This is a genomic window from Variovorax sp. AC103 (assembly GCF_979254005.1).
The window spans coordinates 59,601-86,353 of the sequence record NZ_CEEDFC010000013.1 but is presented as its reverse complement, the minus strand read 5'-3'; the positions used below and the strand labels follow the sequence as shown (position 1 = coordinate 86,353).

At 68.1% G+C, this 26,753-nt stretch carries 26 protein-coding genes; 10 read left to right on the top strand and 16 right to left on the bottom strand.

Annotation, left to right across the window (positions count from 1 at the left end; all coding sequences use genetic code 11):
- Window positions 1-3: 3 nt before the first annotated feature.
- The 6 genes from AC0IYU_RS19620 to AC0IYU_RS19595 all read right to left on the bottom strand — a co-directional run bounded on the left by AC0IYU_RS19620 (window position 4) and on the right by AC0IYU_RS19595 (window position 5,436).
- The gene (locus tag AC0IYU_RS19620) at window positions 4-1,398 is read right to left on the bottom strand and encodes a zinc-ribbon and DUF3426 domain-containing protein (RefSeq protein WP_472120264.1); all 1,395 of its coding nucleotides are present in this window, start codon (window positions 1,396-1,398) and stop codon (window positions 4-6) included.
- An 84-nt stretch (window positions 1,399-1,482) separates the two neighbouring features.
- The gene (prmA, locus tag AC0IYU_RS19615; protein WP_472120262.1) at window positions 1,483-2,373 is read right to left on the bottom strand and encodes a 50S ribosomal protein L11 methyltransferase; all 891 of its coding nucleotides are present in this window, start codon (window positions 2,371-2,373) and stop codon (window positions 1,483-1,485) included.
- Between the two features lie 14 nt (window positions 2,374-2,387).
- Window positions 2,388-3,737 (bottom strand): acetyl-CoA carboxylase biotin carboxylase subunit, encoded by a 1,350-nt coding sequence (gene accC / locus AC0IYU_RS19610; protein WP_435441276.1) that lies wholly within the window; start codon window positions 3,735-3,737, stop codon window positions 2,388-2,390.
- Window positions 3,738-3,739: 2 nt separating this feature from the next.
- Complete coding sequence (accB, locus tag AC0IYU_RS19605; RefSeq protein ID WP_472120260.1) at window positions 3,740-4,192, bottom strand: acetyl-CoA carboxylase biotin carboxyl carrier protein; 453 nt, start codon at window positions 4,190-4,192, stop codon at window positions 3,740-3,742.
- 101 nt (window positions 4,193-4,293) lie between these two features.
- Window positions 4,294-4,839: a TlpA family protein disulfide reductase gene (locus tag AC0IYU_RS19600; protein WP_472120258.1), complete on the bottom strand. Its 546-nt coding sequence runs from the start codon at window positions 4,837-4,839 to the stop codon at window positions 4,294-4,296.
- A complete protein-coding gene (locus tag AC0IYU_RS19595; protein WP_472120256.1) occupies window positions 4,840-5,436 on the bottom strand; it encodes a hypothetical protein in 597 nt (198 codons plus the stop codon).
- A gap of 111 nt (window positions 5,437-5,547) precedes the next feature.
- On the opposite strand from AC0IYU_RS19595, the gene mpl reads away from it, so the two are divergent.
- Window positions 5,548-6,960, top strand: coding sequence for a UDP-N-acetylmuramate:L-alanyl-gamma-D-glutamyl-meso-diaminopimelate ligase (mpl, locus tag AC0IYU_RS19590; protein WP_472120254.1), 1,413 nt, complete (start codon window positions 5,548-5,550; stop codon window positions 6,958-6,960).
- A gap of 5 nt (window positions 6,961-6,965) precedes the next feature.
- Complete coding sequence (locus tag AC0IYU_RS19585; protein WP_472120447.1) at window positions 6,966-7,475, top strand: cupin domain-containing protein; 510 nt, start codon at window positions 6,966-6,968, stop codon at window positions 7,473-7,475.
- 22 nt (window positions 7,476-7,497) lie between these two features.
- Here AC0IYU_RS19585 and AC0IYU_RS19580 read toward each other — a convergent pair whose 3' ends face one another.
- The 6 genes from AC0IYU_RS19580 to AC0IYU_RS19555 all read right to left on the bottom strand — a co-directional run bounded on the left by AC0IYU_RS19580 (window position 7,498) and on the right by AC0IYU_RS19555 (window position 14,745).
- A complete protein-coding gene (locus AC0IYU_RS19580; protein WP_472120252.1) occupies window positions 7,498-8,616 on the bottom strand; it encodes a 3-deoxy-7-phosphoheptulonate synthase in 1,119 nt (372 codons plus the stop codon).
- A gap of 229 nt (window positions 8,617-8,845) precedes the next feature.
- The gene (locus AC0IYU_RS19575) at window positions 8,846-9,379 is read right to left on the bottom strand and encodes a hypothetical protein (RefSeq protein WP_472120250.1); all 534 of its coding nucleotides are present in this window, start codon (window positions 9,377-9,379) and stop codon (window positions 8,846-8,848) included.
- A 58-nt stretch (window positions 9,380-9,437) separates the two neighbouring features.
- Window positions 9,438-10,898 carry a metalloprotease TldD gene (gene tldD / locus AC0IYU_RS19570; RefSeq protein WP_472120248.1) on the bottom strand — a complete coding sequence of 487 codons (1,461 nt, stop codon included), beginning with the start codon at window positions 10,896-10,898 and terminating at the stop codon, window positions 9,438-9,440.
- 62 nt (window positions 10,899-10,960) lie between these two features.
- The gene (gene rodA, locus AC0IYU_RS19565; RefSeq protein WP_435441268.1) at window positions 10,961-12,115 is read right to left on the bottom strand and encodes a rod shape-determining protein RodA; all 1,155 of its coding nucleotides are present in this window, start codon (window positions 12,113-12,115) and stop codon (window positions 10,961-10,963) included.
- Between the two features lie 32 nt (window positions 12,116-12,147).
- Window positions 12,148-13,983: a sensor histidine kinase gene (locus AC0IYU_RS19560; RefSeq protein WP_472120246.1), complete on the bottom strand. Its 1,836-nt coding sequence runs from the start codon at window positions 13,981-13,983 to the stop codon at window positions 12,148-12,150.
- Window positions 13,984-13,989: 6 nt separating this feature from the next.
- On the bottom strand, window positions 13,990-14,745 hold the full coding sequence (locus AC0IYU_RS19555) for a response regulator (RefSeq protein WP_472120244.1): 756 nt from the start codon (window positions 14,743-14,745) through the stop codon (window positions 13,990-13,992).
- 406 nt (window positions 14,746-15,151) lie between these two features.
- On the opposite strand from AC0IYU_RS19555, the gene AC0IYU_RS19550 reads away from it, so the two are divergent.
- From AC0IYU_RS19550 to AC0IYU_RS19530, 5 genes are read left to right on the top strand one after another with little or no spacing between them, the layout of a single operon-like run.
- On the top strand, window positions 15,152-15,745 hold the full coding sequence (locus AC0IYU_RS19550; protein WP_472120243.1) for a YqiA/YcfP family alpha/beta fold hydrolase: 594 nt from the start codon (window positions 15,152-15,154) through the stop codon (window positions 15,743-15,745).
- Between the two features lie 48 nt (window positions 15,746-15,793).
- The gene (locus tag AC0IYU_RS19545) at window positions 15,794-17,860 is read left to right on the top strand and encodes a ribonuclease catalytic domain-containing protein (protein WP_472120241.1); all 2,067 of its coding nucleotides are present in this window, start codon (window positions 15,794-15,796) and stop codon (window positions 17,858-17,860) included.
- Between the two features lie 49 nt (window positions 17,861-17,909).
- Window positions 17,910-18,761 carry an energy transducer TonB gene (locus AC0IYU_RS19540; protein WP_435441263.1) on the top strand — a complete coding sequence of 284 codons (852 nt, stop codon included), beginning with the start codon at window positions 17,910-17,912 and terminating at the stop codon, window positions 18,759-18,761.
- A gap of 50 nt (window positions 18,762-18,811) precedes the next feature.
- Window positions 18,812-19,678, top strand: a complete 867-nt coding sequence (gene aroE, locus AC0IYU_RS19535; protein WP_472120239.1) for a shikimate dehydrogenase — start codon at window positions 18,812-18,814, stop codon at window positions 19,676-19,678.
- On the top strand, window positions 19,675-20,418 hold the full coding sequence (locus AC0IYU_RS19530; protein WP_472120237.1) for a transglycosylase domain-containing protein: 744 nt from the start codon (window positions 19,675-19,677) through the stop codon (window positions 20,416-20,418). The genes aroE and AC0IYU_RS19530 overlap by 4 nt, the downstream gene beginning before the upstream one ends.
- Here AC0IYU_RS19530 and AC0IYU_RS19525 read toward each other — a convergent pair.
- Entirely contained in the window at window positions 20,384-20,800 is a 417-nt protein-coding gene (locus AC0IYU_RS19525) for a ribosomal maturation YjgA family protein (RefSeq protein ID WP_472120235.1), read from the bottom strand. The two genes, AC0IYU_RS19530 and AC0IYU_RS19525, sit on opposite strands and share 35 nt — an antisense overlap.
- Window positions 20,801-20,809: 9 nt before the next feature.
- Here AC0IYU_RS19525 and AC0IYU_RS19520 point away from each other — a divergent pair, with 9 nt between their 5' ends.
- The gene (locus tag AC0IYU_RS19520) at window positions 20,810-21,700 is read left to right on the top strand and encodes a 1-acyl-sn-glycerol-3-phosphate acyltransferase (RefSeq protein ID WP_472120233.1); all 891 of its coding nucleotides are present in this window, start codon (window positions 20,810-20,812) and stop codon (window positions 21,698-21,700) included.
- 1 nt (window position 21,701) lies between these two features.
- On the top strand, window positions 21,702-22,691 hold the full coding sequence (locus tag AC0IYU_RS19515) for a phosphatidate cytidylyltransferase (RefSeq protein WP_435486221.1): 990 nt from the start codon (window positions 21,702-21,704) through the stop codon (window positions 22,689-22,691).
- Between the two features lie 101 nt (window positions 22,692-22,792).
- Here AC0IYU_RS19515 and AC0IYU_RS19510 read toward each other — a convergent pair whose 3' ends face one another.
- Entirely contained in the window at window positions 22,793-24,865 is a 2,073-nt protein-coding gene (locus AC0IYU_RS19510; RefSeq protein ID WP_472120231.1) for an ATP-binding protein, read from the bottom strand.
- Between the two features lie 150 nt (window positions 24,866-25,015).
- Here AC0IYU_RS19510 and ruvC point away from each other — a divergent pair, with 150 nt between their 5' ends.
- Window positions 25,016-25,564: a crossover junction endodeoxyribonuclease RuvC gene (gene ruvC / locus AC0IYU_RS19505; RefSeq protein WP_435445100.1), complete on the top strand. Its 549-nt coding sequence runs from the start codon at window positions 25,016-25,018 to the stop codon at window positions 25,562-25,564.
- Between the two features lie 30 nt (window positions 25,565-25,594).
- Here ruvC and AC0IYU_RS19500 read toward each other — a convergent pair whose 3' ends face one another.
- Together AC0IYU_RS19500 and lpxC are read right to left on the bottom strand one after the other, a co-directional pair.
- Window positions 25,595-25,771, bottom strand: coding sequence for a hypothetical protein (locus tag AC0IYU_RS19500; RefSeq protein ID WP_472120229.1), 177 nt, complete (start codon window positions 25,769-25,771; stop codon window positions 25,595-25,597).
- Between the two features lie 14 nt (window positions 25,772-25,785).
- Window positions 25,786-26,709 (bottom strand): UDP-3-O-acyl-N-acetylglucosamine deacetylase, encoded by a 924-nt coding sequence (gene lpxC / locus AC0IYU_RS19495; RefSeq protein WP_472120228.1) that lies wholly within the window; start codon window positions 26,707-26,709, stop codon window positions 25,786-25,788.
- Window positions 26,710-26,753 lie beyond the last annotated feature (44 nt).

Below are 26,753 nucleotides of genomic sequence, written 5' to 3'. Positions count from 1 at the left end.
CGCTCAGGGATAGAAAGCTTCGACGCGGTACCCCGCGATGGGCGGCAATGCCGCGGCCTCCGAGGCCGAAAGGCTCAGGGGCAGCGAGGCCGCGCGGTCGGTGCGCGCCTGCAGCACCGCCGGTGCGCCGTAGTCAGCGGGCATCAGCACGCGGCGCACCACGGCACGCTCCTGCGTGTCGAGCAGCGAGAGCTCGACAGCCGGCATCGCGAGCGGCACGGTGGCGCCGTTGCGCAGGGTGAAGCTCAGCCGGTAGTCGCTGGCGCCGGTCTTCTCGCGCGCGAAGGCCGCGCCTTCGATCACGATGTCGCCGATCTGGCGCAGGGCCGCAAGTTCGCAGCCGGTGTATTGGCACAGCATGGCAAGCGCGGGGCGCAGGTTGGGCTGGCGCGCGGCGATACCGTCGCGGTTGTGGCGCAGCACCTGTGCGGCAAGCAGCAGCACGGCAAGCAACGCCAGCACGACCAGCACCATGCGCACGCCCTTGCGATGCCAGAAGCGTGGGGAGGTGTCGGCGAGCTCGTCCTCGTCGGCAAGGGGGTGCCCTACCGGCAGCTCGAAAGCCGAGGACAGCGAATAGTCGGGCTCGCTGGCCACCTGCACCACCGCCCCTTCGGCGGCCCCGGCGGCCTTGGCGGCTGCGCGCTCGTCGCGTGCCTTGGCGCCCGCGATCTTGGCCGACTTGGCGCGGGCGCGGCGCAGCGCCTTCTGCATCTGCACCTGGTCGTGGTCTTTTTCCTCTTGCTCGCGCTCCCCTTCCCCGTCGTCGCTCGCGCGCTCGATGAGGGCGCGCACCTTGATGCGGGATGCAACCGGCAGCGGCGGGGCCGGCGGGCGTGCCGCGGGTGGCGGCGACGCGAGGTTCAGGTCGATGTTCGGGAACGGCGGCAACGTGCTCGGCGGCGGCTTCCACGCGGGCTCGGTGACATCGAGGTCGGACCAGGGCTCGTCCGCAGCAATGCCGTGGTCGGGCAACGCCAGCGAGAAAACAGGAGGCTTCGCGGGTTCGGCAGGTTCGGCAGGTTCGGCGGGTTCGGTAGCTGGCACAGGCGCCGGGGGCGCTGGCTCTGCGCGCGGCGGCAGTTCGAGTTCTTCGTCGAAGAAGTCCGCGTCCTCCGACTGCGGCACAGGCATCGCGGGCTCGGTCGGCGATGGCGGCGTGATCTCCGGTGTCGCAGGCACGAGGGCCTTGGGTTCACCCGAAGGCTCGACCAGCCCGGGCATGTAGCCACCCTGCACCGGCGGCAGCGCACCATCGGGTGCCTCGTGCAGGTCGAGCGTGGCGTCGAACACGTGGCTGCATCGGCCGCAACGCACCCACCCGTCGGAGATGCGAAGCTGGTCGCGCACCACCTTGAAGGTGGTGGTGCAGGCGGGGCAGCGCGTGACGAGACTCATGACCGGGCGATTGTAGGGTTGGGCCCTCGCCGCGTGAGGGATGCGAGGCGGCGCGAACCGCCGGCCGCGCGCACCATCGACAACTCAGCAGCGCGCAGTCATGAGGATCCAGCCGTCCTCGGTGTCGCTGACGTCGAGCGCGGCGTAAGGCGCGTAGGCTTCTTTCAGCTCGTCGGCCTGGCGCGCGAGGATGCCGGCCAGCACCAGCGATCCGCCGGCCTTCACATGGCTGCGCAGCAGCGGTGCAAGCACCTTGAGCGGCGTGGCCAGGATGTTGGCGAGCACGGTGTCGTACGCGCCCTTGGCGGCTTCAGGCAGCCCGGCCTTCAATTGCACCGCGTTGGCCTCGGCGTTGAGCACGGTCGAGGAAACCGCGGCTTCGTCGATGTCGACAGCGTCGATGTCGGTGGCGCCGAACTTGGCCGCGCCGATCGCGAGGATGCCGGAGCCGCAGCCGTAGTCGAGCACGCGCTGGTTGCCGAGCGCGCCCTCGCCCCGTGTGGCGATCCAGCGCAGGCACATGCGCGTGGTGGGATGCGTGCCGGTGCCGAAGGCCAGGCCCGGGTCGAGCCGGATCACCTGCTTCGCCTGCGCCGGCGGCTCATGCCAGGTGGGCACGATCCAGAACTCGGGCGTGATCTCGACCGGTGCGAACTGCGATTGCGTGAGCCGCACCCAGTCCTGTTCGGGCACCGACGCAATGCCGAGCACCTCGCAGCCTTCGAAGAAGTCCTGCAGCGCGAGCACCGATGCGGCCTCCTTCGCGAGCGCCTCGTCGGGGAACAGCGCGATCACGCGCGAACGCTGCCAGCCCTCCTTGGGCGGCGGCATGCCGGGCTCGCCGAACAGCGCCTGCTCGGCGTCGGTCTGCGCGTCGGCGTCTTCCACCGACACGCTCAGCGCGTCGAGGGCGTCGAGCGCATCGCTGAGCGTTTCGACCCGGTCTTCCGGCGCCATCAGGCGGAGTTCAAACATCGCTGCGTCCCGGGTCAGCGCTTGTGCGCCGCCAGCCACTCTTCGAGGTAGTGGATGTTGGTGCCGCCGGTCATGAACTTGGAATCGACCATCAGCTCGCGGTGCAGCGGGATGTTGGTCTGGATGCCTTCGATCACGGTCTCGTTCAGCGCCGTGCGCATGCGGGCCATGGCCTGCTCGCGCGTGTCGCCGTAGACGATGATCTTGCCGATCATCGAGTCGTAGTTCGGCGGCACGAAGTAGTTGGTGTACGCATGCGAATCGACGCGCACACCCGGGCCGCCCGGCGGATGCCACATGGTGATGCGGCCCGGCGACGGCGTGAACTTCCAGGCGTCCTCGGCGTTGATGCGCACCTCGATGGCATGGCCGCGCATCTGGATCTGGCGCTGCGTGAACGGCAGCTTTTCGCCGGCCGCGACCATGATCTGCGTCTTGACGATGTCGATGCCCGTGGTGAACTCCGTCACCGGATGCTCCACCTGCACGCGCGTGTTCATCTCGATGAAGTAGAACTCGCCGTTTTCGTAGAGGAACTCGAAGGTGCCGGCGCCGCGGTAGCCGATCTTCTTGCAGGCGGCCGCGCAGCGCTCGCCGATCTTCTCGATCAGCTTGCGCGGAATGCCCGGTGCGGGCGATTCCTCGATCACCTTCTGGTGGCGGCGCTGCATGGAGCAGTCGCGCTCGCCCAGGTAGACCGCATTCTTGTGCTTGTCCGCAAGGATCTGGATCTCGATGTGGCGCGGGTTCTGGAGATACTTCTCCATGTACACGGCCGGATTGCTGAAGGCCGCACCGGCTTCCGCCTTGGTCATCTGGATCGCGTTGACCAGTGCCGCCTCGGTGTGCACCACACGCATGCCGCGGCCACCGCCGCCGCCTGCCGCCTTGATGATGACCGGGTAGCCGATGGCACGCGCAATGCGCTTGTTGGTGGCTGCATCGTCCGAGAGCTCACCTTCCGAGCCCGGCACGCAAGGCACGCCAGCCTTGATCATGGCCTGCTTGGCCGACACCTTGTCGCCCATCGTGCGAATGTTGTCGGGCGTGGGGCCGATGAACTGGAAACCGCTCTGCTCCACGCGTTCGGCGAAGTTCGCGTTCTCGCTGAGGAAGCCGTAGCCCGGGTGAATGGCCTCGGCGTCCGTCACTTCGGCCGCCGAAATGATCGCCGGCATGTTGAGGTAGCTCAGCGCCGACGGGGCCGGGCCGATGCACACGGCCTCTTCGGCGAGCTTGATGTACTTGGCGTCGCGGTCGGCCTCGGAATACACCATCACGGCCTTGATGCCGAGTTCGCTGCAGGCGCGCTGGATCCGGAGGGCAATTTCCCCCCGGTTTGCAACCAGGATCTTCTTGAACATGGTCACTCGATGATGAACAGCGGCTGGCCGTATTCGACCGCCTGCCCGTTTTCGCCGAGGATCTGGGTGATCGTGCCGGACTTGTCGGCCTCGATTTCGTTGAGGATCTTCATCGCTTCGATGATGCAGATCGTGTCGCCCTCGTTCACCTTGCTGCCGACCTCCACGAACGCCGCGGCGCCCGGGCTCGACGAGCGGTAGAAGGTGCCGACCATCGGCGACTTCACGGCATGGCCGGCCGGTGCGGCTTCGACAGCGGGTGCTGCGGCCACGCCGGCTGCAGCGGGTGCTGCGGCGGCGGCCTGAGGCGCCGCCAGGGTTTGCACATATTGCACCGGTGCGGCGCCGCCGCCCTTGACGATGCGGACTTTGCCTTCGGTCTCAGTGATTTCCAGTTCGGAAATATTCGATTCGGACACCAGGTCGATCAGTGTCTTGAGTTTGCGCAGGTCCATGGGACTCCAGTGCCGGCTTGGCCGGTCTTCAGGATATAACTTGTTCGAAAATCGTTGATTTTCGGCGTTCGGCGTCTAACGCCAGCGGAAGGGGGCTGATTCTAACCATGAACAAGTTCACGCCGCCAAGTGTCCAGGTCGGAGGGTTCGAGCTTGCCCATTTTACGTGCCGCCACCGAACCGCCTCCATTCAGGACCAACGTGAAGGGCAACCCGCCTCCCGTGTTTCCCAGGTTCTTGACCAATTCCGTTCCCTGCAAGCCCGCCAATCCGGTCGGATAGGTGACGGGCGTGCGCTGAAGGAACTTGCGCACGGCGCTGGGCTGATCGATGGCCAATCCGACCACTTGCCAACCGTTGCCACCATGTTCACGGAAGAAGGCATCGATCATCGGCATTTCTTCGATGCAGGGCGGGCACCACGTGGCCCAGAAGTTGAGCAGCAGGGGCTTGCCGCGCAGGCTCGACATCGCAAGGTCGCCACCCTCGGGACGCTCGAAGCTTTGCGCCCAGAAAGCCGCATCGAGCATCTCGCCGCCCGCGCCGCTGCCACGTTCCTTCCACCAGGCACCACCAAGCCCGGCGGCCGCAGCCGCAGCCGCCACGCCGGCATAGAGCATGCCGCGACGGGTAGGCGAAGAAGTCATTCACTGGTCCTTTTCTTGTTCAATCAGTCGACGCAATGCGGGCAGGTCGCCGCGTGGTGCGCGTCCCTGGGCATCGGGCTTCAGGGCGCCGCGCAGGTCATCGAAGTCGTAGACCAGCAGGTGCACGCCGATTTCCTCGCCGAGCGCACGGCTCGGGGCGTGCACGCTCAAGGCCTCGACCTGCTCGCCATGGAAGCCGGTCACCATGCGCGGCTCGTAGTCCACATGGTGATCGATGAGGGCGATTTCGGCCGACTTGGAATCATCGCAGAACAATTGAATATAAATGTCTGACAGACGGGTGGCGGTGCCGTGCCATACCGCGCCGCCCACATGAGGGCGAAACACCGCCATGCGCTCCATCCATTCGAGCGCCAACAAGCGCAATGCGCGCAGCTCCTGCGGCTGGGTGTCGGCACAGAACAGCTCGATGTACTCGCGCACCTCGGCCTCGACTTCGTCGTTGTTCGGCAGCGCCGTGCGCGCCGACAGCCCCAGTTCACGCAGTGCCCGGCGCTTGGCCGGGCCGTATTCCAGTCCCTCCTCGACGACGAGGCGGGCTGCAGTGGCGGCAATTTCACGCTTGGACGTGTCCATCGGGGCATTTTGCCTGCTGGAGACATCCTCCACATCAACATCAGTACGAAGCACGGGACAAACGCGGGGCGGCCACGCGGGGCGCGCAGGTCGGCTCCCTAGAATCGACCGATGCACATTCATATTCTGGGTATCTGCGGCACGTTCATGGGCGGTGTGGCCGCCTTGGCGCGCGAGGCGGGCCACCGGGTCACGGGCTGCGACGCGGGCGTGTACCCGCCCATGAGCGACCAGCTGCGCGCCCTGGGCATCGACCTGATCGAGGGCTTCGGCGAAGACCAGCTTTCCCTTTCACCCGACATGTTCGTGGTCGGCAACGTGGTGTCGCGCGCGCGCCTGCCGGACGGCAGCCCCAAGTTCCCGCTGATGGAGGCCATCCTGGATGCCGGCAAGCCCTATACCAGCGGACCCCAGTGGCTCGCAGAGCATGTGCTATTCGGTCGCCACGTGCTGGCGGTGGCCGGCACGCACGGCAAGACGACGACCACCTCGATGCTGGCCTGGGTGCTGGAACAAGGCGGCAAGGCGCCGGGGTTCCTGGTGGGCGGCGTGCCGCTCGACTTCGGGGTGTCGGCCCGGCTGGGCGACGGCCCGGCCTTCGTCATCGAGGCGGACGAGTACGACACCGCCTTCTTCGACAAACGCAGCAAGTTCGTGCATTACCGGCCTCGCACCGCGGTGCTGAACAACCTCGAGTTCGATCACGCCGACATCTTCGACGATCTTGCCGCCATCGAACGCCAGTTTCATCACCTGGTGCGCACGGTGCCGAGCACCGGGCGGCTGGTGGTGAACGCGACCGAAGACAGCCTGCAGCGCGTGCTGGCACAGGGCTGCTGGAGCGAACTGGCGCGCTTCGGTGCCGGCGGAGCGAACACGCAGTGGCAGGCGCGCGGCACGCACGATGCCTTCGACGTGCTTCGGCGCGGCGAGGCGGTCGGCCGGGTCGAGTGGGAACTCTCTGGCCTGCACAACCAGATGAATGCATTGGCGGCCATCGCCGCGGCCGAGCATGTCGGCGTGGCGCCAGCCGAGGCGGCTCGGGCGCTGGGCAGCTTCCGCAACGTACGGCGCCGCATGGAACTGCGCGGTACAGTCGAGCGCACAGGCGGTGCGATCACGGTGTACGACGACTTCGCCCACCACCCGACCGCCATCCGCACCACGCTCGACGGGCTGCGCAGCAAGCTGGATGCAGCCGGCAAGAAAAGTGAGCGCATCCTCGCAGCCTTCGAGCCGCGCAGCAACACGATGAAGTTGGGCGTCATGGCCGCGCAACTGCCCTGGAGCCTGGAATCGGCCGACCTGTCGTTCTGCCACACGGCCGGGCTCGACTGGGATGCCGCCGCGGCGCTCGCGCCGATGGGCGATCGGGCGCAGGCGGCCGGTGCCATCGAGCCGCTGGTGCGGCAGATCGTGGCCGCGGCGCGGCTGGGCGATCACATCGTCTGCATGAGCAACGGCGGCTTCGGCGGCGTGCACGACAAACTGCTTGCGGCGCTGCGCGCGACGGCGGCATCATGAGCGTCATGCCCGTCCCACGCGCACGCGAGCTGATCGACACCCTGAAGCTGCAGCCCCATCCCGAGGGCGGCTGGTACAGCGAAGTGTTCCGTTCGGCCGCGAGCGTCACGCCCACCGATGGCCGCGCAACGCGCAGCGCCCTGACCAGCATCTACTTCCTGCTCGAAGCGGGCCAGCATTCGCGCTGGCACCGGGTGCTGTCCGACGAAGTCTGGGTCCATCTGGAAGGCGTGCCGCTGGCGCTGTGGACCTGCGACGCCGCAATGCGCACCGCGCCGGCCCATGTGCGGCTGGGCCCGGTCGACGTCCATGGCAACCGGCCCCAGCACGTGGTGCCCGCCGGCCAATGGCAGGCCGCCCGGCCGATCCAGGGCCACACCGCAGGCGACTACACGCTGGTCGCCTGCATGGTCGGGCCGGGATTCGACTTCGCCGATTTTTCCCTGGTGCCGTCCGGCAGCGACGAGGCTGCGTCGATGCGGCACCACTGGCCCGACCTGGCCGGGATGCTTTAGTAGAAGCCGGCCTCGGCACCGTTCAGCCCCGGCGCCGCTTGACGGCTTCCGACAGCGTGTCGAGCACCTGCACAGAATCGTCCCAGCCGATGCATGCATCGGTGATGCTCTTGCCGTACTCAAGGCCCGACAGCTGGTCCTTGCCCGGCGTGAACTTCTGGGCGCCGGCCTGCAGATGGCTTTCGACCATGACACCGAACACGCGCTTCGAGCCGCTGGCGATCTGCGCGGCGATGTCCGCGGCCACCTCGATCTGCTTGTGGTGCTGCTTGGAACTGTTGGCGTGGCTGCAGTCGACCATCAGCGTAGGCGGCAGCTTGGCGGCTTCGAGGTCCTTGCAGGCGGTCTCGACGCTGGCGGCGTCGTAGTTGGGCGCCTTGCCGCCGCGCAGGATCACGTGGCAGTCGGGGTTGCCGTTGGTCTGCACGATCGCGACCTGGCCGTTCTTGTGCACCGACAGGAAGTGATGGCCGCGCGCCGCCGCCTGGATGGCGTCGGTGGCAATGCGGATATTGCCGTCCGTGCCGTTCTTGAAGCCGATGGGGGCCGACAGGCCCGACGCCAGCTCGCGGTGCACCTGGCTTTCGGTGGTGCGCGCGCCGATGGCGCCCCAGGCGATCAGGTCGCCGATGTACTGCGGCGAGATCACGTCGAGGAACTCGCTGCCCGCCGGCAGGCCCAGGCGGTTGATGTCGATCAGCAACTGGCGCGCGATGCGCAGGCCTTCGTCGATGCGGAAGCTCTCGTCGAGGTACGGGTCGTTGATGAGCCCCTTCCATCCGACCGTGGTGCGCGGCTTCTCGAAGTACACGCGCATCACGATTTCCAGCGTGCCGGCGTACTTCTCGCGCTCGACCTTCAGGCGGCGGGCGTATTCGAGCGCCGCGGCCGGGTCGTGGATGGAGCACGGCCCCATGATCACCAGCAGCCGATCGTCCTTGCCCGCCATGATGTTGTGGATGCTGCGGCGCGTGCCTTCGATCAGCGTCTCGACGGGCGTGCCGCGAATCGGGAAGAAGCGGATCAGATGTTCAGGAGGGGGGAGCACGTTGATGTCCTTGATGCGTTCGTCGTCGGTCTTGCTGGTTTTCTCGACGCTCGCATACCAGCTGTCGCCGGCGGGGGCAGTGTTCGTGCTCATGGGTGCTTCCTTGTTGGAGTGAATATCGTCAGGGCATAAAAAAACCGCCGGGGGCTTGAGGCCACCGGCGGTTCTGGGAGGGTGTTCGTGTGCTTTACGCGCTCGCCTCTCGTCCGCCGGAAACCGGGAACCAAAAGTAGGCAAAGAAATAAGAGCGCAGGGCGGACATGTGGGCGGAATGTAGCACGGAAAAAGAAAGCCCGGCCCAGGGGCCGGGCGATCGTTGTTTTTACCGGTAACCCGATTCGTTGGGGTTGTGGATGATCCAGATGAGGTTGCCGCCGGAATAGTCACCCATCCCGCCGCCCGCGAAGATGAGACGGCCCTGGCCCTTGTACGTCATCTCGAAACGATGGCGGTCGCTGCCGAAATAGAACGGAATGAAGGCCTTGCCGGTCACGTAGGCGCCCTGGTCGGTCGGCTGGCCGGCAAGATCGGTGACCTGCTTGGCGCTCATGCCGATCTGCAGCCGCGTGAACTTGCTGTTGCGCGCCGGGTTGCCGGTGATCTCGCCTTCGTAGCCGTTCAGGCCCTTGACGGTGCGGCCGCTGCCGGCCTCGACCTTCGACGAGTCGACCACGTTGCCCTGGGCGTCCATGCCGGCCTTGGCGCCGCCACGTGCCGGCGCCGTGGGCGCTGCTGCGGGCGCCGCGGCGGTCTGGCTGCCAGCGGAACCGCCGCGCGACGCGCAACCCGCACCCGCCAGTGCCACGACGACAGTCGCGGCCAGCAGAGCCGCGGACGAATTGATCCTGATCCTCATCGATACGCTCCTTGTTTGAAAAACGACGGAGCGCAGCTTAACAAGCCTTAACAATCCGTCAGGCCGTGCCGCCCACGGTCAACCCATCGATGCGCAGGGTGGGCTGGCCCACGCCCACGGGCACGCTCTGGCCCTCCTTGCCGCAGGTGCCCACGCCGGAGTCGAGCGCCATGTCGTCGCCGATCATGGTCACGCGGGTCAGCGCGTCGGGGCCGTTGCCCACGATGGTCGCGCCCTTCACCGGGTATTGGATCTTGCCGTTCTCCACCCAATACGCTTCGCTGGCCGAGAACACGAACTTGCCGCTGGTGATGTCGACCTGCCCGCCGCCGAAGTTGGTGGCGTACAGGCCCTTCTTGATGCTGGCGACGATTTCCTTGGGGTCCTTGTCGCCGCCGAGCATGTAGGTGTTGGTCATGCGCGGCATCGGCACGTGCGCATAGCTCTCGCGGCGGCCGTTGCCGGTGGGCTTGACCTTCATGAGGCGCGCGTTCATCGAGTCCTGGATGTAGCCCTTCAGAATGCCGTCTTCGATGAGCACGTTGCGCTGGCTGGCATTGCCCTCGTCGTCGACGTTGAGCGAGCCGCGGCGGTCGGCGATGGTGCCGTCGTCGAGCACGGTGACGCCCTTGGCCGCCACGCGCTGGCCGATGCGGCCCGAGAAAGCGCTCGAACCCTTGCGGTTGAAATCGCCCTCCAGCCCGTGGCCGATGGCCTCGTGCAGCAGGATGCCGGGCCATCCGGAGCCGAGCACCACGGTCATTTCGCCGGCCGGCGCCGGGCGGGCGTCGAGGTTGGTCAGGGCCGCCTTGACGGCATGGTCGACGTACTCCGCGATCTGCTCGTCGGTGAAATAGGCCAGGCCGAAACGCCCGCCGCCACCGCCAGAGCCGACTTCGCGGCGGCCGTTCTGCTCGGCAATGACGGTGACCGACAGGCGCACCAGCGGGCGCACGTCGGCGGCCAGCGTGCCGTCGGCGCGCGCCACGAGCACCACGTCGTACTCGCTCGCCAGGCCGGCCATGACCTGCGCGACGCGCGGGTCGCGCGAGCGGGCGAGTTTTTCGACCTTTTCGAGCAGCTTGACCTTGGCCGTGCTGTCGAGCGTGGAGATGGGGTCGACGCCGTCGTAGAGCGACCGGCTCGAAGCGATCTTGCGGGCCGGTGTCTTCACGCGGCCGGTGCGGCCTGCGGAGGAAATGGAGCGCACCGTGCGGGCCGCATCGAGCAGCGAAGCTTCGGAAATGTCGTCCGAATAGGCGAAGGCGGTTTTCTCGCCGCTGACCGCGCGCACACCGACGCCCTGGTCGATGCTGAAGCTGCCGGTCTTGACGATGCCTTCCTCGAGGCTCCAGCCCTCGCTGCGCGTGTACTGGAAGTACAGGTCGGCATCGTCCACCTTGTGGGCGGTGATCTCGGCCAGGGCCTTGCTCAGGTGCGATTCGTCGAGTCCGAACGGCGTGAGGAGCAGTTGTTGCGCCGTGGCGAGGCGCTCGATGGTGGGTTCGCGAGAGATCATTCCGACATTCTAGGCAGCCACCCTCCTCCGCGCCGCCCCAAAGGACACTCGGCGCGCCAGCGCTAGTTCTGCGCCAGCTTCCTCGCCCGGGCGATCGACATCAGGATGCCCAGCCCGAGCCCCAGCGTCACCATGGCCGTGCCGCCGTAGCTGATGAATGGCAGCGGCACGCCCACCACCGGCAGGATGCCGCTCACCATGCCCATGTTCACGAAGGCGTAGGTGAAGAAGATCATGGTCACGGCGCCCGCCAGCAGGCGCGAGAACAGCGTCGTCGCGTTGGCCGCGATGGTCAGCCCGCGGAAGATCAGCAGGATGAAGGATGCGATCAGCGCCAGGTTGCCCACCAGCCCGAACTCCTCGGAATAGGCGGCGAAGATGAAGTCGGTGGTGCGCTCGGGAATGAACTCGAGGTGCGTCTGCGTGCCCTGCATGAAGCCCTTGCCGCCCACGCCGCCCGAACCAATGGCGATCATTCCCTGGATGATGTGGAAACCCTTGCCCAGCGGGTCCTTGCTCGGGTCGAGCAGCGTGCACACGCGCTGCTTCTGGTAGTCGTGCAGCACCCGCCAGTCGACGCCATCGGCGCACAGCTGGGGCTCGAACCCCACGATCAGCGCGACGGCCACCGCGCCGAGCACCACCGGCGGCACGATCAGCTTCCAGGGCAGCCCGGCAAAGAAGATCACCGCCATCCCGGCCGCCAGCACCAGCAGCGAGGTGCCCAGGTCGGGCTGCTTCATGATGAGACCGACCGGCACCGCCAGCAGCACCGTGGCGACCACGAAGTCGAGCGGGCGCAGCTGGCCTTCGCGACGCTGGAACCACCACGCCAGCATCAGCGGCATGGCGATCTTCAGGATTTCGCTGGGCTGGATCACCACGCCCAGGTTGATCCAGCGCTGCGCGCCCTTCTTGGTAATGCCGAACAGCGCCACCGCCACCAGCAGCGCCACGCCCATCGAATAGAGCGGCACGGCGGCCACCATCAGGCGCTGCGGCGGCACCTGCGCCACCACGAACATGATGAAGCCGGCCAGCAGCATGTTGCGGCCGTGGTCGATGAAACGGGAGCCGTGGTCGTACCCCGAGGAATACATGGTCAGCAAGCCGGCAAAGGCGAGCAGCAGCACGGCGAAGGCCAGAAAGCCGTCGAAGCCCTGGAAGATGGGCGCGATGCGACGCGCCAGGGAGGGCTGATTGAACACGGCAGACATGGGGGCGGATTATCCGCGCCCTGCCGGCCGACTCAATCGAAAGTGAGTTGAACGACCGTGCGCCCCGGTCGGCTTTCGACCGCCAGCCGGGCGCCGATGGCCCCCGCGCGCTCCGATAGCGCCCGCGGCGCGAGCGCTGCGTCGAAGCCCTTGCCGTTGTCGATCACGCGCAACAGCAGCGTTGCGCCCTGCATGCCGGCCTCGATGCGCAGCACGCTGGCCTGGGCGTGCTGCAGTACGTTCGAGATCGCCTCGAACAGCAGGAACTGCAGCTGTCGCATGGCCTGCGCGTCGAGCCGCGCCACCGGCGCCAGCTCGTCCACCGCCCATTCGAGCGCGATGCCCGCCCCCGCCAGCCGGGGTTCCAGCCGGTAGCGCGCCGCCGCCAGCAGGGCGCCCACGTCGCCCGGGGGCAGGTGGATGGAGTCGATCGACAGCTTGAGCTGGTCGAGCGAATCGCGCAGCGTGCGCAGCAGGTCGCCCGAACTGGTCTGGCCCGACTGCAATTGCCGGATGGCCGAACTGATGTGCGAACCCACGCCGTCGTGCATGTCGCGCAGGATGCGTTCGCGCTCGTGGGTGCGCGCCTGGTCACGCGCCACCGCCTCGAGCTCCGCATAGGTGGCCGCCAGTTCACGCTCGCGCTGTGCCACGCGGTCGCCCAGCGCGGTGACCCAGCCGCGCGTCTGGACCGTTGCGGCGTGGAAGCGCCGCAGCACGATGAGCAGCAGCGCCACACCGAAGAACACCGACGAATAGCGCACCCACGTGGTTTCGCCATAGGCGTCGCTCAGCCGGATCACCAGCCAGTCGCGCACGCCGAAAGCCACCGACACCAGCGCCGCGCCGGCCACCAGCCATTGCTCGGTGCCCGGCCGGCGCACCGTGGCCACCAGGAACGCACCCACGAAGCCTGCGACGAACACGATCTCCACGGCGAGCCAGCCGGTGAGCCAAAGCGGCTCTTCGCGCCGCAACGCCAGCGAACTCGCCGCCACGGTGCCGGCCACCAGCGCGGACAGGGGCCAGCGCAGCCATTGCAGGCGCGGCTCGCGGGCCCATCCCGAGAGGTGAAAACAGAACATCATGGCCGAGGCGGTCCAGCCTGCATAACAGGCCGCCATGAGCACGCCCCAGACGCCCCAGGGCAGCGGCGGCTCTGCGATCACGCCGTCGGCCACGCGCACCGCCCAGCAGAACTCGGCCAGCGCGGCCCAAAGGTAGATGCCGTCGCGCCGGCTTGCGCCGTTGCCCTGGGCGTCGACCTGCGTGAGCCACAGCCCCAGCGCGATACCGCCCACGACCAGGCTGAAGGCGGTCAGCAGCACCGAGCCGGTGAAGCGCCACGCATACGCGCTCTCGAAAAGTTCGGTTCGCACCGGCGCCGCCGGGCCGATCACCACGCGCGACAGGCCGGCGCGCCGCGCGGTGTCGGCGCGCAGGCGGATCTGCAGGAGGTTGTCGCCCTGCTTGAGCAACCGCCCGGGCACGGGCACATAGATCGGCGCCTTGGCATAGTCGGCGTCGTTGCCGCGTTCCGGGTCGCCGTAGACCTGCAACAGCGCCCCGTTGAGCTGCACCTCGAAGACATTGCCGACGCGCGGAATGAAGATGCCCCACGGCGTCTCGGGCGCGGCATCGAGCCTGAACGGCAGGTCGAATCGCGCAAACCCGGGGCGCCCGTGGTGTCGGCGGTCCCAGTGGTAGGACAGATCGACCGGCTCGGTGCGGATGACGCCGTCGACCACGGTGGTCACGGTACCGCGGCGCAACTCGACAGGCGTTTCCGCCGCAGTCGCGACGCCCGGACAGCCGGCCACGAGCAGCGCCAGCCACAGCACCAGCAGCGACACCAGCCTCGGCCGCATCTGGCCTCAGCCCGGATGGGACAGCAGGCCGAGCCGCGTCGCTTCGAACACCGCCTCGCTCTTGGAGTGCACCGCGAGCTTGCCGTAGAGGTTCTTGATGTGGGTCTGCACCGTGTGCACGCTCAGACCCTTGAGCCGCGCGATTTCCGCATAGGAGAAGCCGCGAGCGATGAGCGTGAGCACCTCGTGCTCGCGCGCCGAAAGCAACCCGCGGTCGGACTCCTCGGAAGCCGCCTCGAGGGCGGCGCCCGCCACGGCGGCGGATGCGCCAGGCAAGGCGGCCGACTGCAGGCTGCGGTACTTGGCCAGCACGCGGCGCGCGATCATGGGCGAGATCGGCGAGGCGCCGGCCTTCATCTCCACGATGGTCTGCGCGATGTCCTCCGGCGCGGCGTCCTTGTGGATGTAGCCGACAGCACCGGCCTCGATGCTCGCGAGCACGTTCTCCTCGTCGCCAAAGACCGACACCACCAGCGGCTCGCAGCCTGGAAAACGCGTCACGGCGTCGCGGATCACGTCCAGCCCGGTGCCGTCGGGCATGCCGAGGTCGACCAGCAGCACATCGGGAATCGTGGCCGTATGGGCCAACCAGGCCAGCGCCTCCTGCACCGTTCCGGCGCTGCCGAGCCAGTAAAGCCGCGGGCTGCGCTGCACACTGGCTTCGAAGAATGCGCGCGCGCGGCTGTCGTCTTCGACAACGAGCACGCCCCAGCGGCGTGGCGTGGCGTCGTGCTGGGTCTCGGTGTTCATGGGTGCAAGCATAAGCCGCGCTGTACACCGCACATCCCGGCGAGCCTCACCCGTTCATGGGATGCGCACAGCCAGCCTCGCCACGACACTTGCGCCGCTTTCAGCAGCCTGAGCAGCGCAATGGCACACCCGCACATGCCGGGCTCTGCGCAGACGAAGTAGTCCGAACGTAGACCATTCGTAGCTTCCATGGCTGTGCTCTGAATACTTTTGAATTCCTCGCATGCAAAACACCTGACAAGGGTGCATGCAGGACGCCCAAGCACCCCTGGCAACGGTAAGCTGTGTCTTTACCGAAGAACCCCGCACAGCGGGGTTTTTGTACGTTGGAAGCGGCCTCGCGAGAACAGACCTCATGCAAAATTACCCGCTTCCCGCAAGTGAGGAGCTACGTCGGCACCCACCCTTTTTTCCTCGCATGGATCCGCAAACCACTCACCTGTTGTACCTGCACGGCTTTCGCTCTTCGCCCCGTTCGACCAAGGCTCGAATCATGGCCGAGCGGGTGGCGCAGCGCCACCCGGATCTGCATTGGTGGTGCCCCCAACTGCCGCCGTCGCCGCACGACGCGATCGACCTGGTGATGAAGGGCATCGCGCACTGGCCGCGCAAGTCGATGGCGGTGGTCGGCTCGTCGCTCGGCGGCTTCTACGCCACCTACGTGGCCGGCATGACGCGCTGCCGCGCCGTGCTGCTCAACCCCGCGGTGCATCCAGCGCGCGACCTCACACGCTACATCGGCGACCAGACCGTGTGGCACGACCCGTCCGAGCACTTCTACTTCCGTCCCGAGTACATCCACGAGCTGCGCGCGATGGAAGTCGGCCAGCTCACGCGGCCCGAGCGCGTCTTCGCGATCATCGCCAAGGGCGACGAGGCGCTCGACTGGCACGAAATGTCCGCGCGCTATCCCGACAGCAACATCAAGCTGCTCGAAGGCAGCGACCACGCCCTGTCGGATTTCGAGAAAGCCCATCTCGACGACGTGATGGCGTTCATCAACCCCGTCTGAACACGGCGGGGGCGGGCGGCCTCCCTCCTGCGTGGGAGAATCCCGCCCATGTTTGTATTGTTTGAAGAAGCCGGCAAGTACCTCGGCGGCCGCGTACTGTCGGAGGCCGAAGCGTCGGCGCAGGTCGAGCTCGACACGGGCAAGCGCGTCAAGGTCAAGAGCGCCAACATCGTGCTTCGGTTCGAAAAACCGTCGCCCGCCGAGCTGATCGCCGAGGCGCGCACGCTCGCCGCCACCATGGACCTGGACCTCGCCTGGGAATTCGCAGCCGAGGGGGAATTCGGCTTTGCCGATCTCGCGGCCGACTATTTCAGCGACAAGCCGTCGCTCGCACAGCAGGCCGCGGCATTGTTCGCGCTGTTCGAGGCGCCGCATTACTTCCGCCGCGCGGGCAAGGGGCGTTTCAAGAAAGCGCCGGCCGAGATCGTGCAGCAGGCGCTGGCCGCCATCGAGAAAAAAAAGGCCGTGCAGGCGCAGATCGTCGAATGGGCCGGGCAGCTGGCCGAGGGCGTGTGCCCGCCGCAGATCCGCGAGCAGCTCTTCAAGATCCTGTTCAAGCCCGACAAGAACGCCCCCGAATACAAGGCCGTGGTCGACGCCTCGCGCGCCACGCAGCGCGCCCCGCTCGACCTGCTGGAACGCGCCGGCGCCATCGACTCGCCCTACCAGTTCCACTGGCGCCGCTTCCTGTTCGAGAACTTCCCCAAGGGCACCGGCTTTCCCGCGCTCGCGGCACCGGCCATCGTGGACGAACTGCCCGTCGCCACCGGCGTCGAGGCCTTCTCGATCGACGATTCGCAGACCACCGAAATCGACGATGCGCTGTCCGTGCAGGGCCTGGGCACAGGCACCGTCACCGTCGGCATCCACATCGCGGCGCCGGCCCTGGCGCTCACGCCCGGCAGCGCCATCGACAACGTGGCGCGTGCGCGCATGTCGACGGTCTACATGCCCGGCTACAAGATCACGATGCTGCCCGACGAGGTGGTCGACACCTACACGCTGCTCGAAGGCGGCGACCGCCCGGCCGTGTCGCTCTATGCGCGTTTCGACGAAGCCACGCTCGAGTTGCAGGGCACCGAAACCAAGCTGGAGCGCGTGCCGATCGTGGCCAACCTGCGCCACGACCAGCTCGATGCCGTCGTCACGCAGCCCTGGCTCGAAGACGCCTCCTTCCAGAGCGACAACACGCCCGACGCCGCGGCCAAGCTGCGCGCCCCGCTCTCCTTCCTGTTCCGCCTGGCGAAGCAGCTGAAGGCGCAGCGCGAAGTGGCGCGCGGCAAGCCCGAGAACTTCAACCGGCCCGACTACAACTTCCGCCTCGTGGGCAACGACGGCAAGGAGCCGGTCGGCAACGAGCAGGTGCAGATCGGCACGCGCCAGCGCGGCGCGCCGCTCGACCTGATCGTGTCCGAGGCCATGATCCTGGCCAACAGCACCTGGGGCAGCTGGCTGGGCGAACTCGGCGTGCCCGGCCTCTACCGCAGCCAGGCCAGCCTGGCGCCCGGCATCAAGGTGCGCATGGGCACGCGCGCGCTGCCGCATGCGGGCCTGGGCGTGAAGAGCTACGCCTGGAGCACCTCGCCCCTGCGCCGCTACACCGACCTGGTGAACCAGTGGCAGATCATCGCGGCTGCGCGCCACGGCAAGACCGCCGCGCTGGCCGCGCCGTTCAAGCCGAAGGACGCCGACCTGTTCTCGATCCTCTCGGGCTTCGATGCGGCCTACGCGACCTACAACGCCTACCAGGGCGGCATGGAGCGCTTCTGGACGCTGAAGTACCTGCAGCAGCAGGGCATCACCGAGCTGGAAGCCACCGTCATCAAGGACCTGCCCAACGGCGCGCTGGTGCGCGCCGAGACGCTGCCGCTGGTGTTCCCCGTGGCCGGCCAGCAGGAGCGCGGCGCGCGCCTGCGCGTGAAGCTCGGCGAGATCGACGAGATCGCGCTCGACGTGTCCGGCATGGTGCTCGAACGCCTCGACGCGCCTCAAACCGACGCGGCCGATGCGGCTGCCGACGAAGAGGGTGACGACGACGAAGTGGTCGCAGGCCCGATCGCCATTGCCGTCGATCTGACGGACAACGAGGCCGCGCCCGAAAACACGCCCGCATGAACGCCGGCGGTTCGTCCGGAGAAATGCGCCCCTGGAGGAGTTTCTAGCAATGAACTTCAAGGACCTCAGCACGCTGCAGATCGCTCTGGGCGTGTCGGTCATTGCGCACGCCGCGCTGCTCGCGGTGCGCTTCGTCGACCCCGAGTCGTTCAACAAGGTCTTCAGCGAAACGCCGCTCGAAGTGATCCTGGTCAACAGCAAGACCAACGACAAGCCCGATGCGAACGCGCGCGTGATGGCGCAGACCTCGCTCGCGGGCGGCGGCGACCTCGACAGGGGCCGCGCGACCAGCCCGCTGCCGCCGTCGAGCTTCACCGCCATGGGCGATTCGTTCGAGGATTCGCGCCGCCAGGTCGAGGCGCTGCAGGCCCAGCAGATGCAGATGCTCGCGCAGATCAAGCGCGAACTGGCCGCCATGCCGGTGCCCGATCCGCGCAGCGCGGGCGAGCCGACCGAGGCCGCAGCGCGCGAGGAAAAGCGTCGCCAGATGGTCGAGCTGGTCGCCGAGATCGAGCGCCGCGTGAACGAGGAAAACGCGCGCCCCAAGAAACGCTACCTGAGCCCCGCCACGCGGGAAGCGGCTTACGCGATCTACGTGGACACGCTGCGCCGCCGCATCGAGCTGAAGGGCACCGAGAACTTTCCTTCGGCCGCCGGCAAGAAGCTCTACGGCGAGCTGAAGATGACCATCACCGTCAACTTCGACGGCAAGGTGCTCGACACCGCCGTCGACGAAAGCTCCGGCGACGTCACGCTCGACCGACGCGCGCAGGCCATCGTGCGCAGCGTGGGCAACTTCGGCAAGTTCACCGACGCCATGCGCAAGCAGAGCGACCAGATCGTGCTGCAGTCGCGCTTCAAGTTCACGCGCGACGAGACCATCGAGCTCTCGTCCCAGTAACCCCGTCAACACAACAAGACAACGCCACCGGCGGCAGCGGAGACAAGGCCATGGACCTGTACTGTGTAGTGGGCAACCCGGTCGAGCACAGCCGCTCGCCGCGCATCCACGCGCGCTTTGCCGAACTCTGCGGCCAGCAGATGGACTACGGGCGGCGGCTGGTGCCCCTCGGCGCCTTCGCCGAAGGCATCGCGGCCTTCCGCCGGGAGGCCGCCGAGCGCGGCGACACCGCGCGCGGCTGCAACGTCACCGTGCCCTTCAAGTTCGACGCCGCCGCGCTCGCGCAGCACGTCAGCGAACGCGCCTCGCTCGCGCAGGCGGTGAACACGCTGCGCTTCGCGGACGACGGCAGCATCCACGCGGACAACACCGACGGCATCGGCCTGGTCAACGACATCGTGCACAACGCCGCGGTGCCGCTGAAGGGCAAGTCGCTGCTGCTGATCGGCGCAGGCGGCGCGGCCGCCGGCGTGCTGGGCCCGCTGCTTGACGCCGGCGCGTCGCGCGTCGTGGTGGCCAACCGCACGGTCGGCAAGGCCGTGGCGCTGGTGCGCCGTCATGCGGCCATCGCGCTGCGCCACGGCGCCGCGCTGGAAGCCTGGGCGCTCGACGAGGTGCCGGGCAGCTTCGACGTGGTGGTCAACGCCACGGCCTCCAGCCTCGCGGGCGATGCGGTGCCGGTGAACGCACGCGTGCTGCGTGCCGGCGGGCTCGCGGTCGACATGATGTACGGCCCGGCGGCCGCGGGCTTCATGGCGTGGGCCGAGACGCACGGTGCGGTCGCGCGCGACGGGCTCGGCATGCTGGTCGAGCAGGCGGCCGAGGCCTTCGAGATCTGGCGCGGCGTGCGCCCGCCGTCGGCGCAGGTGCTGGCGGAAGTGCGCGCATCGCTCACACCCGTCCAGGCGAAACCATGAAGGCCGTGCTGCGCCTGATCGCCTGCCTCGTGGTGGCGGGCGTGGCGCTCGAGCTGTTCTTCGTGGTGCGCATCGCCACGATGGCCGTGGTCGATCCGCAGAGCACCGCCTTCCAGCGTTCCGAGGCCTGGCAGATCGCCATTCACCAGGGCCGCGGCGCGGGCTGGCGGCAGGAGTGGGTGCCCTACGCGCAGATCAACGACACGCTCAAGCGCGCCATCATCGCGAGCGAGGATGCCGGTTTCGTCGACCACAACGGCGTGGAGTGGGAGGCCATCGAGCGCGCGCGCCAGCGCAACGCCAAGGCCGAGGAGCTGGCCGCCAAGCGCACCGCGCGCGGGCTGGCGCGCGGCAGGCCGGTGCAGCCGGTGCGCCTGCGCGGCGGCTCCACCATCACGCAGCAGCTCGCCAAGAACCTGCTGCTGTCGGGCGAGCGCACCATGCTGCGCAAGGGGCAGGAGCTGGTGCTCGCCACGCTGCTCGAGGTGTTTCTCGGCAAGCAGCGCATCCTGGAGCTGTACCTCAACAACGTCGAGTGGGGCGAAGGCGTGTTCGGCGCCGAAGCGGCGTCGCAGTACTACTTCAGGAAGCCCGCGTCGCGCCTGAGCGCCAACGAGGCCGCGCGCCTCGCGGTGATGCTGCCGAGCCCCAAGTTCTTCGAGCGCCGGCCAGGTTCGCCCTACCTGAGCGCTCGGGCGTCGACCGTCATGGCGCGGATGTCCTCGGCCGAGCTGCCCTGATCAAATCGCGCAGGCCTTCGAGCGCCAGCACCGCCGCAAAGCCGATCACGTAGGCCGCCACGTCCCACCAGTCGGCCGTGCTGCCGAGCACGATGCGCAGCGCGCGGTTCGAAATGCGCAGGTGCCACACCGATGCCAGGTACTGCCCGAGTTCGACGGCGCAACCCACGCCCAGCGCGGCCAGCGCCAGTGGCCACACGCGCGCGCCGATTGCCGTCTTGAACACGAAGTAGACCCACACCACGGCCAGCACGTCGCCGAAGAAGCTGCGCACCCAGCCCCATCGCGCGCCGACGGTGGCCAGCAGCACGAGCAAGATGAAAAGGGCCACCGCCCATGCCAGAGAAAGAGGATCGAAACGCCATCGCATGGCCCGTATCATCGCGCCCATATGCTGGCTAAGCTCACAGGTTGGTTGTTGCTGGGAATCGTCCGGTTGCTCACAGGCGCGCAAGCGCGCTGGTACGGGTGTCCACCGAAGGCCGAGCAACGCATCTATTTCGCCAACCACCAGAGCCACGCCGACCTCGTGATGATCTGGGCGGCACTGCCCGAGGAACTGCGCAGCATCACGCGGCCGATCGCGGCACGCGACTACTGGGCCAACACGCCGTTCAAGCGCTGGATCACCACGGAAGTGTTCAACGCGGTGTATGTGGAGCGCGCCGCAACGGCGCCAGCGGCTCCCGCTGCAGCGGCAGCGGCAGAAGTCCCACCGCCACCACCGCCACCCCCCCCGCCACGTGCCGTCGCGGCGCCGCCCGCCGAGCGCATCGAGCCGTCGATGGAGCCGCTGCTTCCGATGTCGCTGCCCTTCGCGGACACGCCCATGGAAGTCGTGAACGACGTGCAGGGCCGGCTCGACCTTCCCGCCCCGCCACCTCCGCCACCGCGCGCGCCTGAACCACCGGCCATGCCAGCGCAGCCCGAGCCGCCAGCGGCCGAGGCACCGCCCGCCCCCGACCCCTTGGCCCCGCTCATCGAAGCGTTGCGCAGCGGCGACTCGATCATCATCTTTCCCGAAGGCACGCGCGGCCACACCGGCGAGCCGCAGAAGTTCAAGTCGGGCCTCTACGCGCTCGCGACGATGTTCCCCGACGTGGTGCTGGTGCCGGCCTGGATCGACAACGTGCAGCGCGTCATGCCCAAGGGCGAGATCGTGCCGGTGCCCATTCTTTGCTCCGTGACCTTCGGCGCGCCGCTTCGCGTGGAAGACGGCGAAGAGCGCCGACCCTTCCTCGATCGCGCGCGTGCAGCCGTGATCGCATTGCGCGACGTCTGACATGAACCAGTTTTTGCGCAACCTCACCCCGACCCAGCAGGTCGCGGCCCTTTTCCTCATCGTCTTCGGCGTGCTCGTGATCGTGAGCACCACGGCCTTCTTCCTGACCTTCAGGGAGCGCCGCAACCCCGTGCACGACGCCACCTGGCAAGCCGAGCTGGCGCACTTCCGCGCCCTGCTGGGCACGACGTGGTTCATGGTGATCATCTTCTGGGTCGGCTGGGCGCTCGGCGAGACCGTGGCCACGGTGCTGTTCGCGCTGATTTCCTTCTTCGCGCTGCGCGAGTTCATCACGCTCTCGCCCACGCGGCGCGGCGACCACCGCAGCCTGATCCTCGCGTTCTTCGTGGTGCTGCCGATCCAGTTCTGGCTGGTGGCCACGGCACGCTTCGACCTGTTCACCGTGTTCATTCCGGTCTACGTGTTCCTGGCCATTCCGGTGGCCAGCGCGCTGTCGAACGATGCCAGCCATTTCCTCGAGCGCAACGCCAAGCTGCAGTGGGGCATCATGGTCTGCGTCTACGGCATGAGCCATGTGCCGGCGCTGCTGCTGCTGAGCTTTCCGGGCTACGAGGGCAAGAGCGCGTTCCTCGTGTTCTTCCTGGTGTTCGTGGTGCAGACCTCGGTGCTGGTGCAGCACCTGATCTCGCGCCGCACGCAGCGCGCGCCCTTCGCGCCCAACGTGAGCCGCAGCTTCAACTGGACCAGCTGGGGCATCGGCATCGTGGTGGCCAGCCTAGTGGGCGCGCTGTTCTCGTTCATCACGCCGTTCAAGTTCGGCCAGGCGCTCGCGGTATCGGTCATCGCCTGCATCGCGGGGTCGATGGGGCACCTGGTGATGAAGGCCCTCAAGCGCGACCGGGGCATTCCCAACTGGGGCAAGAAGGGCGTGGGCGTGACCGGTGCGAACGGCCTGCTCGACCGGGTCGACGCGCTGTGCTTCGCCGCACCCATCTTCTTCCACTCCATTCGCTGGTACTTCAACGCGTAGACGGCCCCCACCTTGCAGCTTGCAGGGGGCAATACCTGCGGCCCGGCAAGGCCGGTTCCGCGGCATTCAGCAGAAGACGACTTGATCGTCTGCGCCGAAGCTCAGGCCTTGCGGCGCACCACACGGTCGAAGGCCTGCTTCGCCATGCGGCCCAGGGCCTTGGCCTTCACGGCCTGCAGTTCGCGCGACATGCGCGTGCGCTGCTCCGCGGACAAGGCCGTGCCGAAGCGGCCCAAGGCCAGCTGGAGCGCCGTGCGCTGCGCCTCCACCCGCCCCTGTTGCCCTTCCGCCTCGGCCAGCCATTCGCAGGCGTTGACCACGCGCTCGCGCAGCGCCGCATCGCCCGACTCGCCGAAGCGCGCGATGAGCACGCGGTAGGCCTTGGCCTGCCCCGCCGGGTCGCCGAGCTTCTTCAGCACCTTGGCCTTGTTGATCATCGACTTGGCCGCCCACAACTGCAGCGCGCCCTCGCGGGCCACGGCGGTGCGCGTGACCACCTCGTCGTAGCAGGCGACGGCTTCGGCGAGCCGCCCGGCCTGGCGCAAGGCGGCGCCCTTGCGGAACAGCGCACCGGCCACGCGCGCGCGCAGGTCGGGCAGCTCGGAGTTGCCCCAGCGCGCGACGATCTGGTCGTGCACCCGCATCTCTTCGTCGCGCTGGCCCAGGCGGTCCAGCGCCGTGCTCTTGTACTGCAGGCACAGCGCCACCTGCTCCTGCATGGCCGCCGAGGCATCGGCGCCGTAGCTGGCGTCCATGGCGTCGGCGGCGGCCACGACCTCGGCGAAGCGCTCGAGTGCGATCAGGCAGAACGCCTTGTGCACCAGCGCCCGCGCGCATTGACGGCGCAACTCGGGGTGGCTCGATGCGCCATGCGCGGCAATCACCTCGTCGAAGCGCGCGACAGCCTCCAGCGACTCGCCCGCATCGCCGTGCTTGCGGCCCTGCCTCACCTTGTCACGGACCTCGTCGCGCAGCTCGGCGGACAGCTCGCCGGCATCGGCCGGGCCCGTGCGGCGCAGCCGCCTCAGGCACGCCGCTCGGCCCGACGTGGCCTTGCCCAGCATGTCCTGCAGCTCGGAGGTGCCGGCATTGCGCAGGTCGATCATGAGCTGCTCGTACGCCGCAAGCGCATCGTCTGCCCGGCCCAGCAGCTCGAGCAGCACGAAACCCTTGTTGAGCGCCGCGCTCGCCAGCGTGCGCCGCACCGCGGCATCGGTGTCGCCGGCGAAGGTGGCGAGCAACCGGTCGCATGCGTCCAGCGCCGCCGCGCCGTCGCCCTGGTCGCGCAGCCCCACGGCCCAGTCGTAGGCGCGCACGGCCGCCATGCGGCGCACCTGCGACGACGCATCGCGGCCATAACGCTCGAGCAGCCAGCCGACGAGCTCGGCACGCCGCGCCTGCTCGTCGAGGCCCAGCCCGTCGAAGAACAGGGTCAATGCACGCACGCCCTCGGCGCGCAGTTCGGGCGCCGCATCGGCAAGCCCGGCCTCGATCTGGTCGGCCACCTGCAGGCACACCACCTGGGCCTGGGTGTGCTGCGCCAGCTCGCGCAGGTTCAGCACCGAGGCCAGGCGCGCCCGCGCCACGCGCAGCACCACGCCAGGGTCGGTGCTGGCGTCGAAGCGCTCGATGGCGGCGTCCAGCGTGGCCAGTGCGTCCTGCGGCATGCCGCGGTGGTGTTCGGTGTCGGCCTTCAGCAACCGGGCTTCCACGCGCCACGCGTCGAGCACGGTGTCGGGCTGCGCGTCGAGCAGCTCGCCCATGGCATCGCACGCCGCGCAGCGGGCCGCGGGCTCGTCGATGAGCCAGGTGCGCTGGAACAGCGCGTCGGCGATGTGCGCGCGGATCTCGGGTTCGCTGCGGTGCCCGTGCGCGGCCACCAGGCGGTCGAGCGTGGTCAGCGCATCGGCGGGGCGGTGCATCTGGCGCAGCATGTGCGCCAGCAGGCGCAACGCCTGGCAGCACGGCACCACCACGCCATGCGCGGGCTGGCCTGCGAACTCCTCGAGCAGCCGGCTGCAGGCGGCCAGCGCCTCGCCGCGACGGCCCAGTTCATCGAGCAATTCGGCTTGCCTGAAGTGGGCGGCGGCGCGTTCGGCGGGGTCGTGCGCGCGTTCGAGAAGGGCCCGGGCTTCGTCCAGTTGCCGCTGCGCGGAGGACTCGACTACATTCACATTCGCTTCCTTGTGTGGCGCGCCCTGCGAGAAGCGGGGCGGACGGTCCGAATCGGCTCGGATTCTGCCCGCGATCGCACGACTTTCCCGCGTGGCTTCGCACCTCTTTGGCCTCTCTTTACCCGGGCTTAGGCCTTTACGTTTCCTTTCATGCGCATTCTTGGCATCGACCCCGGCTTGCAGACCACCGGCTTCGGCGTGGTCGACGCGGACGGCCATGCGCTGCGCTACGTGGCCAGCGGCACCATCAGCACCCGTCACCTGGGCAGCGGCAACCTTCCGGCACGCCTGAAGGTGCTGTTCGACGGCATCGCGGAGATCACCGCGCGCTACCAGCCCGATGCGTCGGCGGTGGAGATCATCTTCGTGAACGTCAACCCGCAGTCGACGCTGTTGCTGGGGCAGGCACGCGGCGCCTGCGTGACGGCACTGGTCACGAACAACCTGTCGGTGGCCGAGTACACCGCGCTGCAGATGAAGAAGGCCGTGGCCGGCCACGGCGGCGCCGCCAAGGCGCAGGTGCAGGAGATGGTGCGGCGCCTGCTCGACCTGCCCGGGGTTCCAGGCGCCGACGCGGCGGACGCGCTGGGCATCGCCATCACGCATGCGCAGGTGGGCCGTTCGATGGCGCGGCTCGCGCAGGCAGCTGAATTGTCGAAGACGCATGCCGGCACCTACCGGCAAGGGCGTTCGCGCTGAGCGGTCGCGTCGCGCGAGGCCCGAAAACCTTCAGGCCACGCGTTCGGCGATCAGCACCGCGAAGAAGCCGAACGCGGCCAGCAGCGTCCACTTGAGCACGATCCAGCCGAAGCGCCCGTACTTGACCTGCCCCGTGCCCGCGTAGAACGCGAACGACACGCCCGCCACCAGCAAAAGGAACAGGATGGCCCAGCGGAAAAGAAGCATGGGGGAAGCGCGCCCTACCAGGCGCGAGCGACTTCGTTGAAGCCGCGCGGTGCGCGCTTCTCGTCGTCGAAGGTCACGACTTCGTAGGCGTCGCTGTGCGAGAGCAGTTCGCGCAGCAGCTTGTTGTTCAGCGCATGGCCCGAGCGGAACGCGGTGTAGGCCGCCAGCAGCGGCTTGCCGACCACGTACAGGTCACCCATGGCGTCGAGGATCTTGTGCTTCACGAACTCGTCGTCGTAGCGCAGGCCGCCGGCATTGAGCACCTTGGTGTCGTCCATCACGATGGCGTTGTCCAGCCCGCCGCCGAGCGCGAGGCCCTTGCTGCGCATGTACTCGACTTCCTTGGTGAAGCCAAAGGTGCGCGCGCGTGCGATGTCGCGGCTGTACGAATCGGTGCCCAGGTCGAACTCCACACGCTGGCCGGTCGAATTGACCACGCGGTGGTCGAAGTCGATCTCGAAGGCCAGCTTGAAGCCGTGGTACGGCTCCAGGCTCGCCCACTTCGCGTTGGCGCCTTCGCCTTCGCGCACCTCGACCTTGCGGGTCACGCGGATGAAGCGGCGCGGCGCCTTCTGCAGCGCGATGCCCGCGCTTTGCAGCAGGAACACGAAGGACGAAGCCGACCCGTCGAGGATCGGCACTTCGTCGGCCGTGATGTCGATGTAGAGGTTGTCGATGCCCAGGCCCGCGCAGGCGGACATTAGGTGTTCGACCGTTTGCACCTTGGCGCCGCCCTCGGAGACGGTGGACGCCAGGCGCGTGTCGGTGACCGCCTCGGCGGTCATGCGGATCTCGACCGGTTCGGGCAGGTCGACGCGGCGGAACACGATGCCGGTGTCGGCCGGGGCCGGACGCAGGGTCAGTTCCACGCGTTGCCCGCTGTGAAGCCCCACGCCGACGGCGCGGCTGATCGACTTGAGGGTTCGTTGTTGCAGCACGCCGGGGATTTTAGGCGCGCCACCGGCGTGGCGCCCTATGCCCC

Excerpts from the sequence above, each read along its gene's own strand:
- AC0IYU_RS19620 (WP_472120264.1), bottom strand. The coding sequence starts at position 1,398 with ATGAGTCTCGTCACGCGCTGCCCCGCCTGCACCACCACCTTCAAGGTG.
- prmA (WP_472120262.1), bottom strand. The coding sequence starts at position 2,373 with ATGTTTGAACTCCGCCTGATGGCGCCGGAAGACCGGGTCGAAACGCTC.
- accC (WP_435441276.1), bottom strand. The coding sequence starts at position 3,737 with ATGTTCAAGAAGATCCTGGTTGCAAACCGGGGGGAAATTGCCCTCCGG.
- accB (WP_472120260.1), bottom strand. The coding sequence starts at position 4,192 with ATGGACCTGCGCAAACTCAAGACACTGATCGACCTGGTGTCCGAATCG.
- AC0IYU_RS19600 (WP_472120258.1), bottom strand. The coding sequence starts at position 4,839 with ATGACTTCTTCGCCTACCCGTCGCGGCATGCTCTATGCCGGCGTGGCG.
- AC0IYU_RS19595 (WP_472120256.1), bottom strand. The coding sequence starts at position 5,436 with ATGGACACGTCCAAGCGTGAAATTGCCGCCACTGCAGCCCGCCTCGTC.
- mpl (WP_472120254.1), top strand. The coding sequence starts at position 5,548 with ATGCACATTCATATTCTGGGTATCTGCGGCACGTTCATGGGCGGTGTG.
- AC0IYU_RS19585 (WP_472120447.1), top strand. The coding sequence starts at position 6,966 with ATGCCCGTCCCACGCGCACGCGAGCTGATCGACACCCTGAAGCTGCAG.
- AC0IYU_RS19580 (WP_472120252.1), bottom strand. The coding sequence starts at position 8,616 with ATGAGCACGAACACTGCCCCCGCCGGCGACAGCTGGTATGCGAGCGTC.
- AC0IYU_RS19575 (WP_472120250.1), bottom strand. The coding sequence starts at position 9,379 with ATGAGGATCAGGATCAATTCGTCCGCGGCTCTGCTGGCCGCGACTGTC.
- tldD (WP_472120248.1), bottom strand. The coding sequence starts at position 10,898 with ATGATCTCTCGCGAACCCACCATCGAGCGCCTCGCCACGGCGCAACAA.
- rodA (WP_435441268.1), bottom strand. The coding sequence starts at position 12,115 with ATGTCTGCCGTGTTCAATCAGCCCTCCCTGGCGCGTCGCATCGCGCCC.
- AC0IYU_RS19560 (WP_472120246.1), bottom strand. The coding sequence starts at position 13,983 with ATGCGGCCGAGGCTGGTGTCGCTGCTGGTGCTGTGGCTGGCGCTGCTC.
- AC0IYU_RS19555 (WP_472120244.1), bottom strand. The coding sequence starts at position 14,745 with ATGCTTGCACCCATGAACACCGAGACCCAGCACGACGCCACGCCACGC.
- AC0IYU_RS19550 (WP_472120243.1), top strand. The coding sequence starts at position 15,152 with ATGGATCCGCAAACCACTCACCTGTTGTACCTGCACGGCTTTCGCTCT.
- AC0IYU_RS19545 (WP_472120241.1), top strand. The coding sequence starts at position 15,794 with ATGTTTGTATTGTTTGAAGAAGCCGGCAAGTACCTCGGCGGCCGCGTA.
- AC0IYU_RS19540 (WP_435441263.1), top strand. The coding sequence starts at position 17,910 with ATGAACTTCAAGGACCTCAGCACGCTGCAGATCGCTCTGGGCGTGTCG.
- aroE (WP_472120239.1), top strand. The coding sequence starts at position 18,812 with ATGGACCTGTACTGTGTAGTGGGCAACCCGGTCGAGCACAGCCGCTCG.
- AC0IYU_RS19530 (WP_472120237.1), top strand. The coding sequence starts at position 19,675 with ATGAAGGCCGTGCTGCGCCTGATCGCCTGCCTCGTGGTGGCGGGCGTG.
- AC0IYU_RS19525 (WP_472120235.1), bottom strand. The coding sequence starts at position 20,800 with ATGATACGGGCCATGCGATGGCGTTTCGATCCTCTTTCTCTGGCATGG.
- AC0IYU_RS19520 (WP_472120233.1), top strand. The coding sequence starts at position 20,810 with ATGCTGGCTAAGCTCACAGGTTGGTTGTTGCTGGGAATCGTCCGGTTG.
- AC0IYU_RS19515 (WP_435486221.1), top strand. The coding sequence starts at position 21,702 with ATGAACCAGTTTTTGCGCAACCTCACCCCGACCCAGCAGGTCGCGGCC.
- ruvC (WP_435445100.1), top strand. The coding sequence starts at position 25,016 with ATGCGCATTCTTGGCATCGACCCCGGCTTGCAGACCACCGGCTTCGGC.
- AC0IYU_RS19500 (WP_472120229.1), bottom strand. The coding sequence starts at position 25,771 with ATGCTTCTTTTCCGCTGGGCCATCCTGTTCCTTTTGCTGGTGGCGGGC.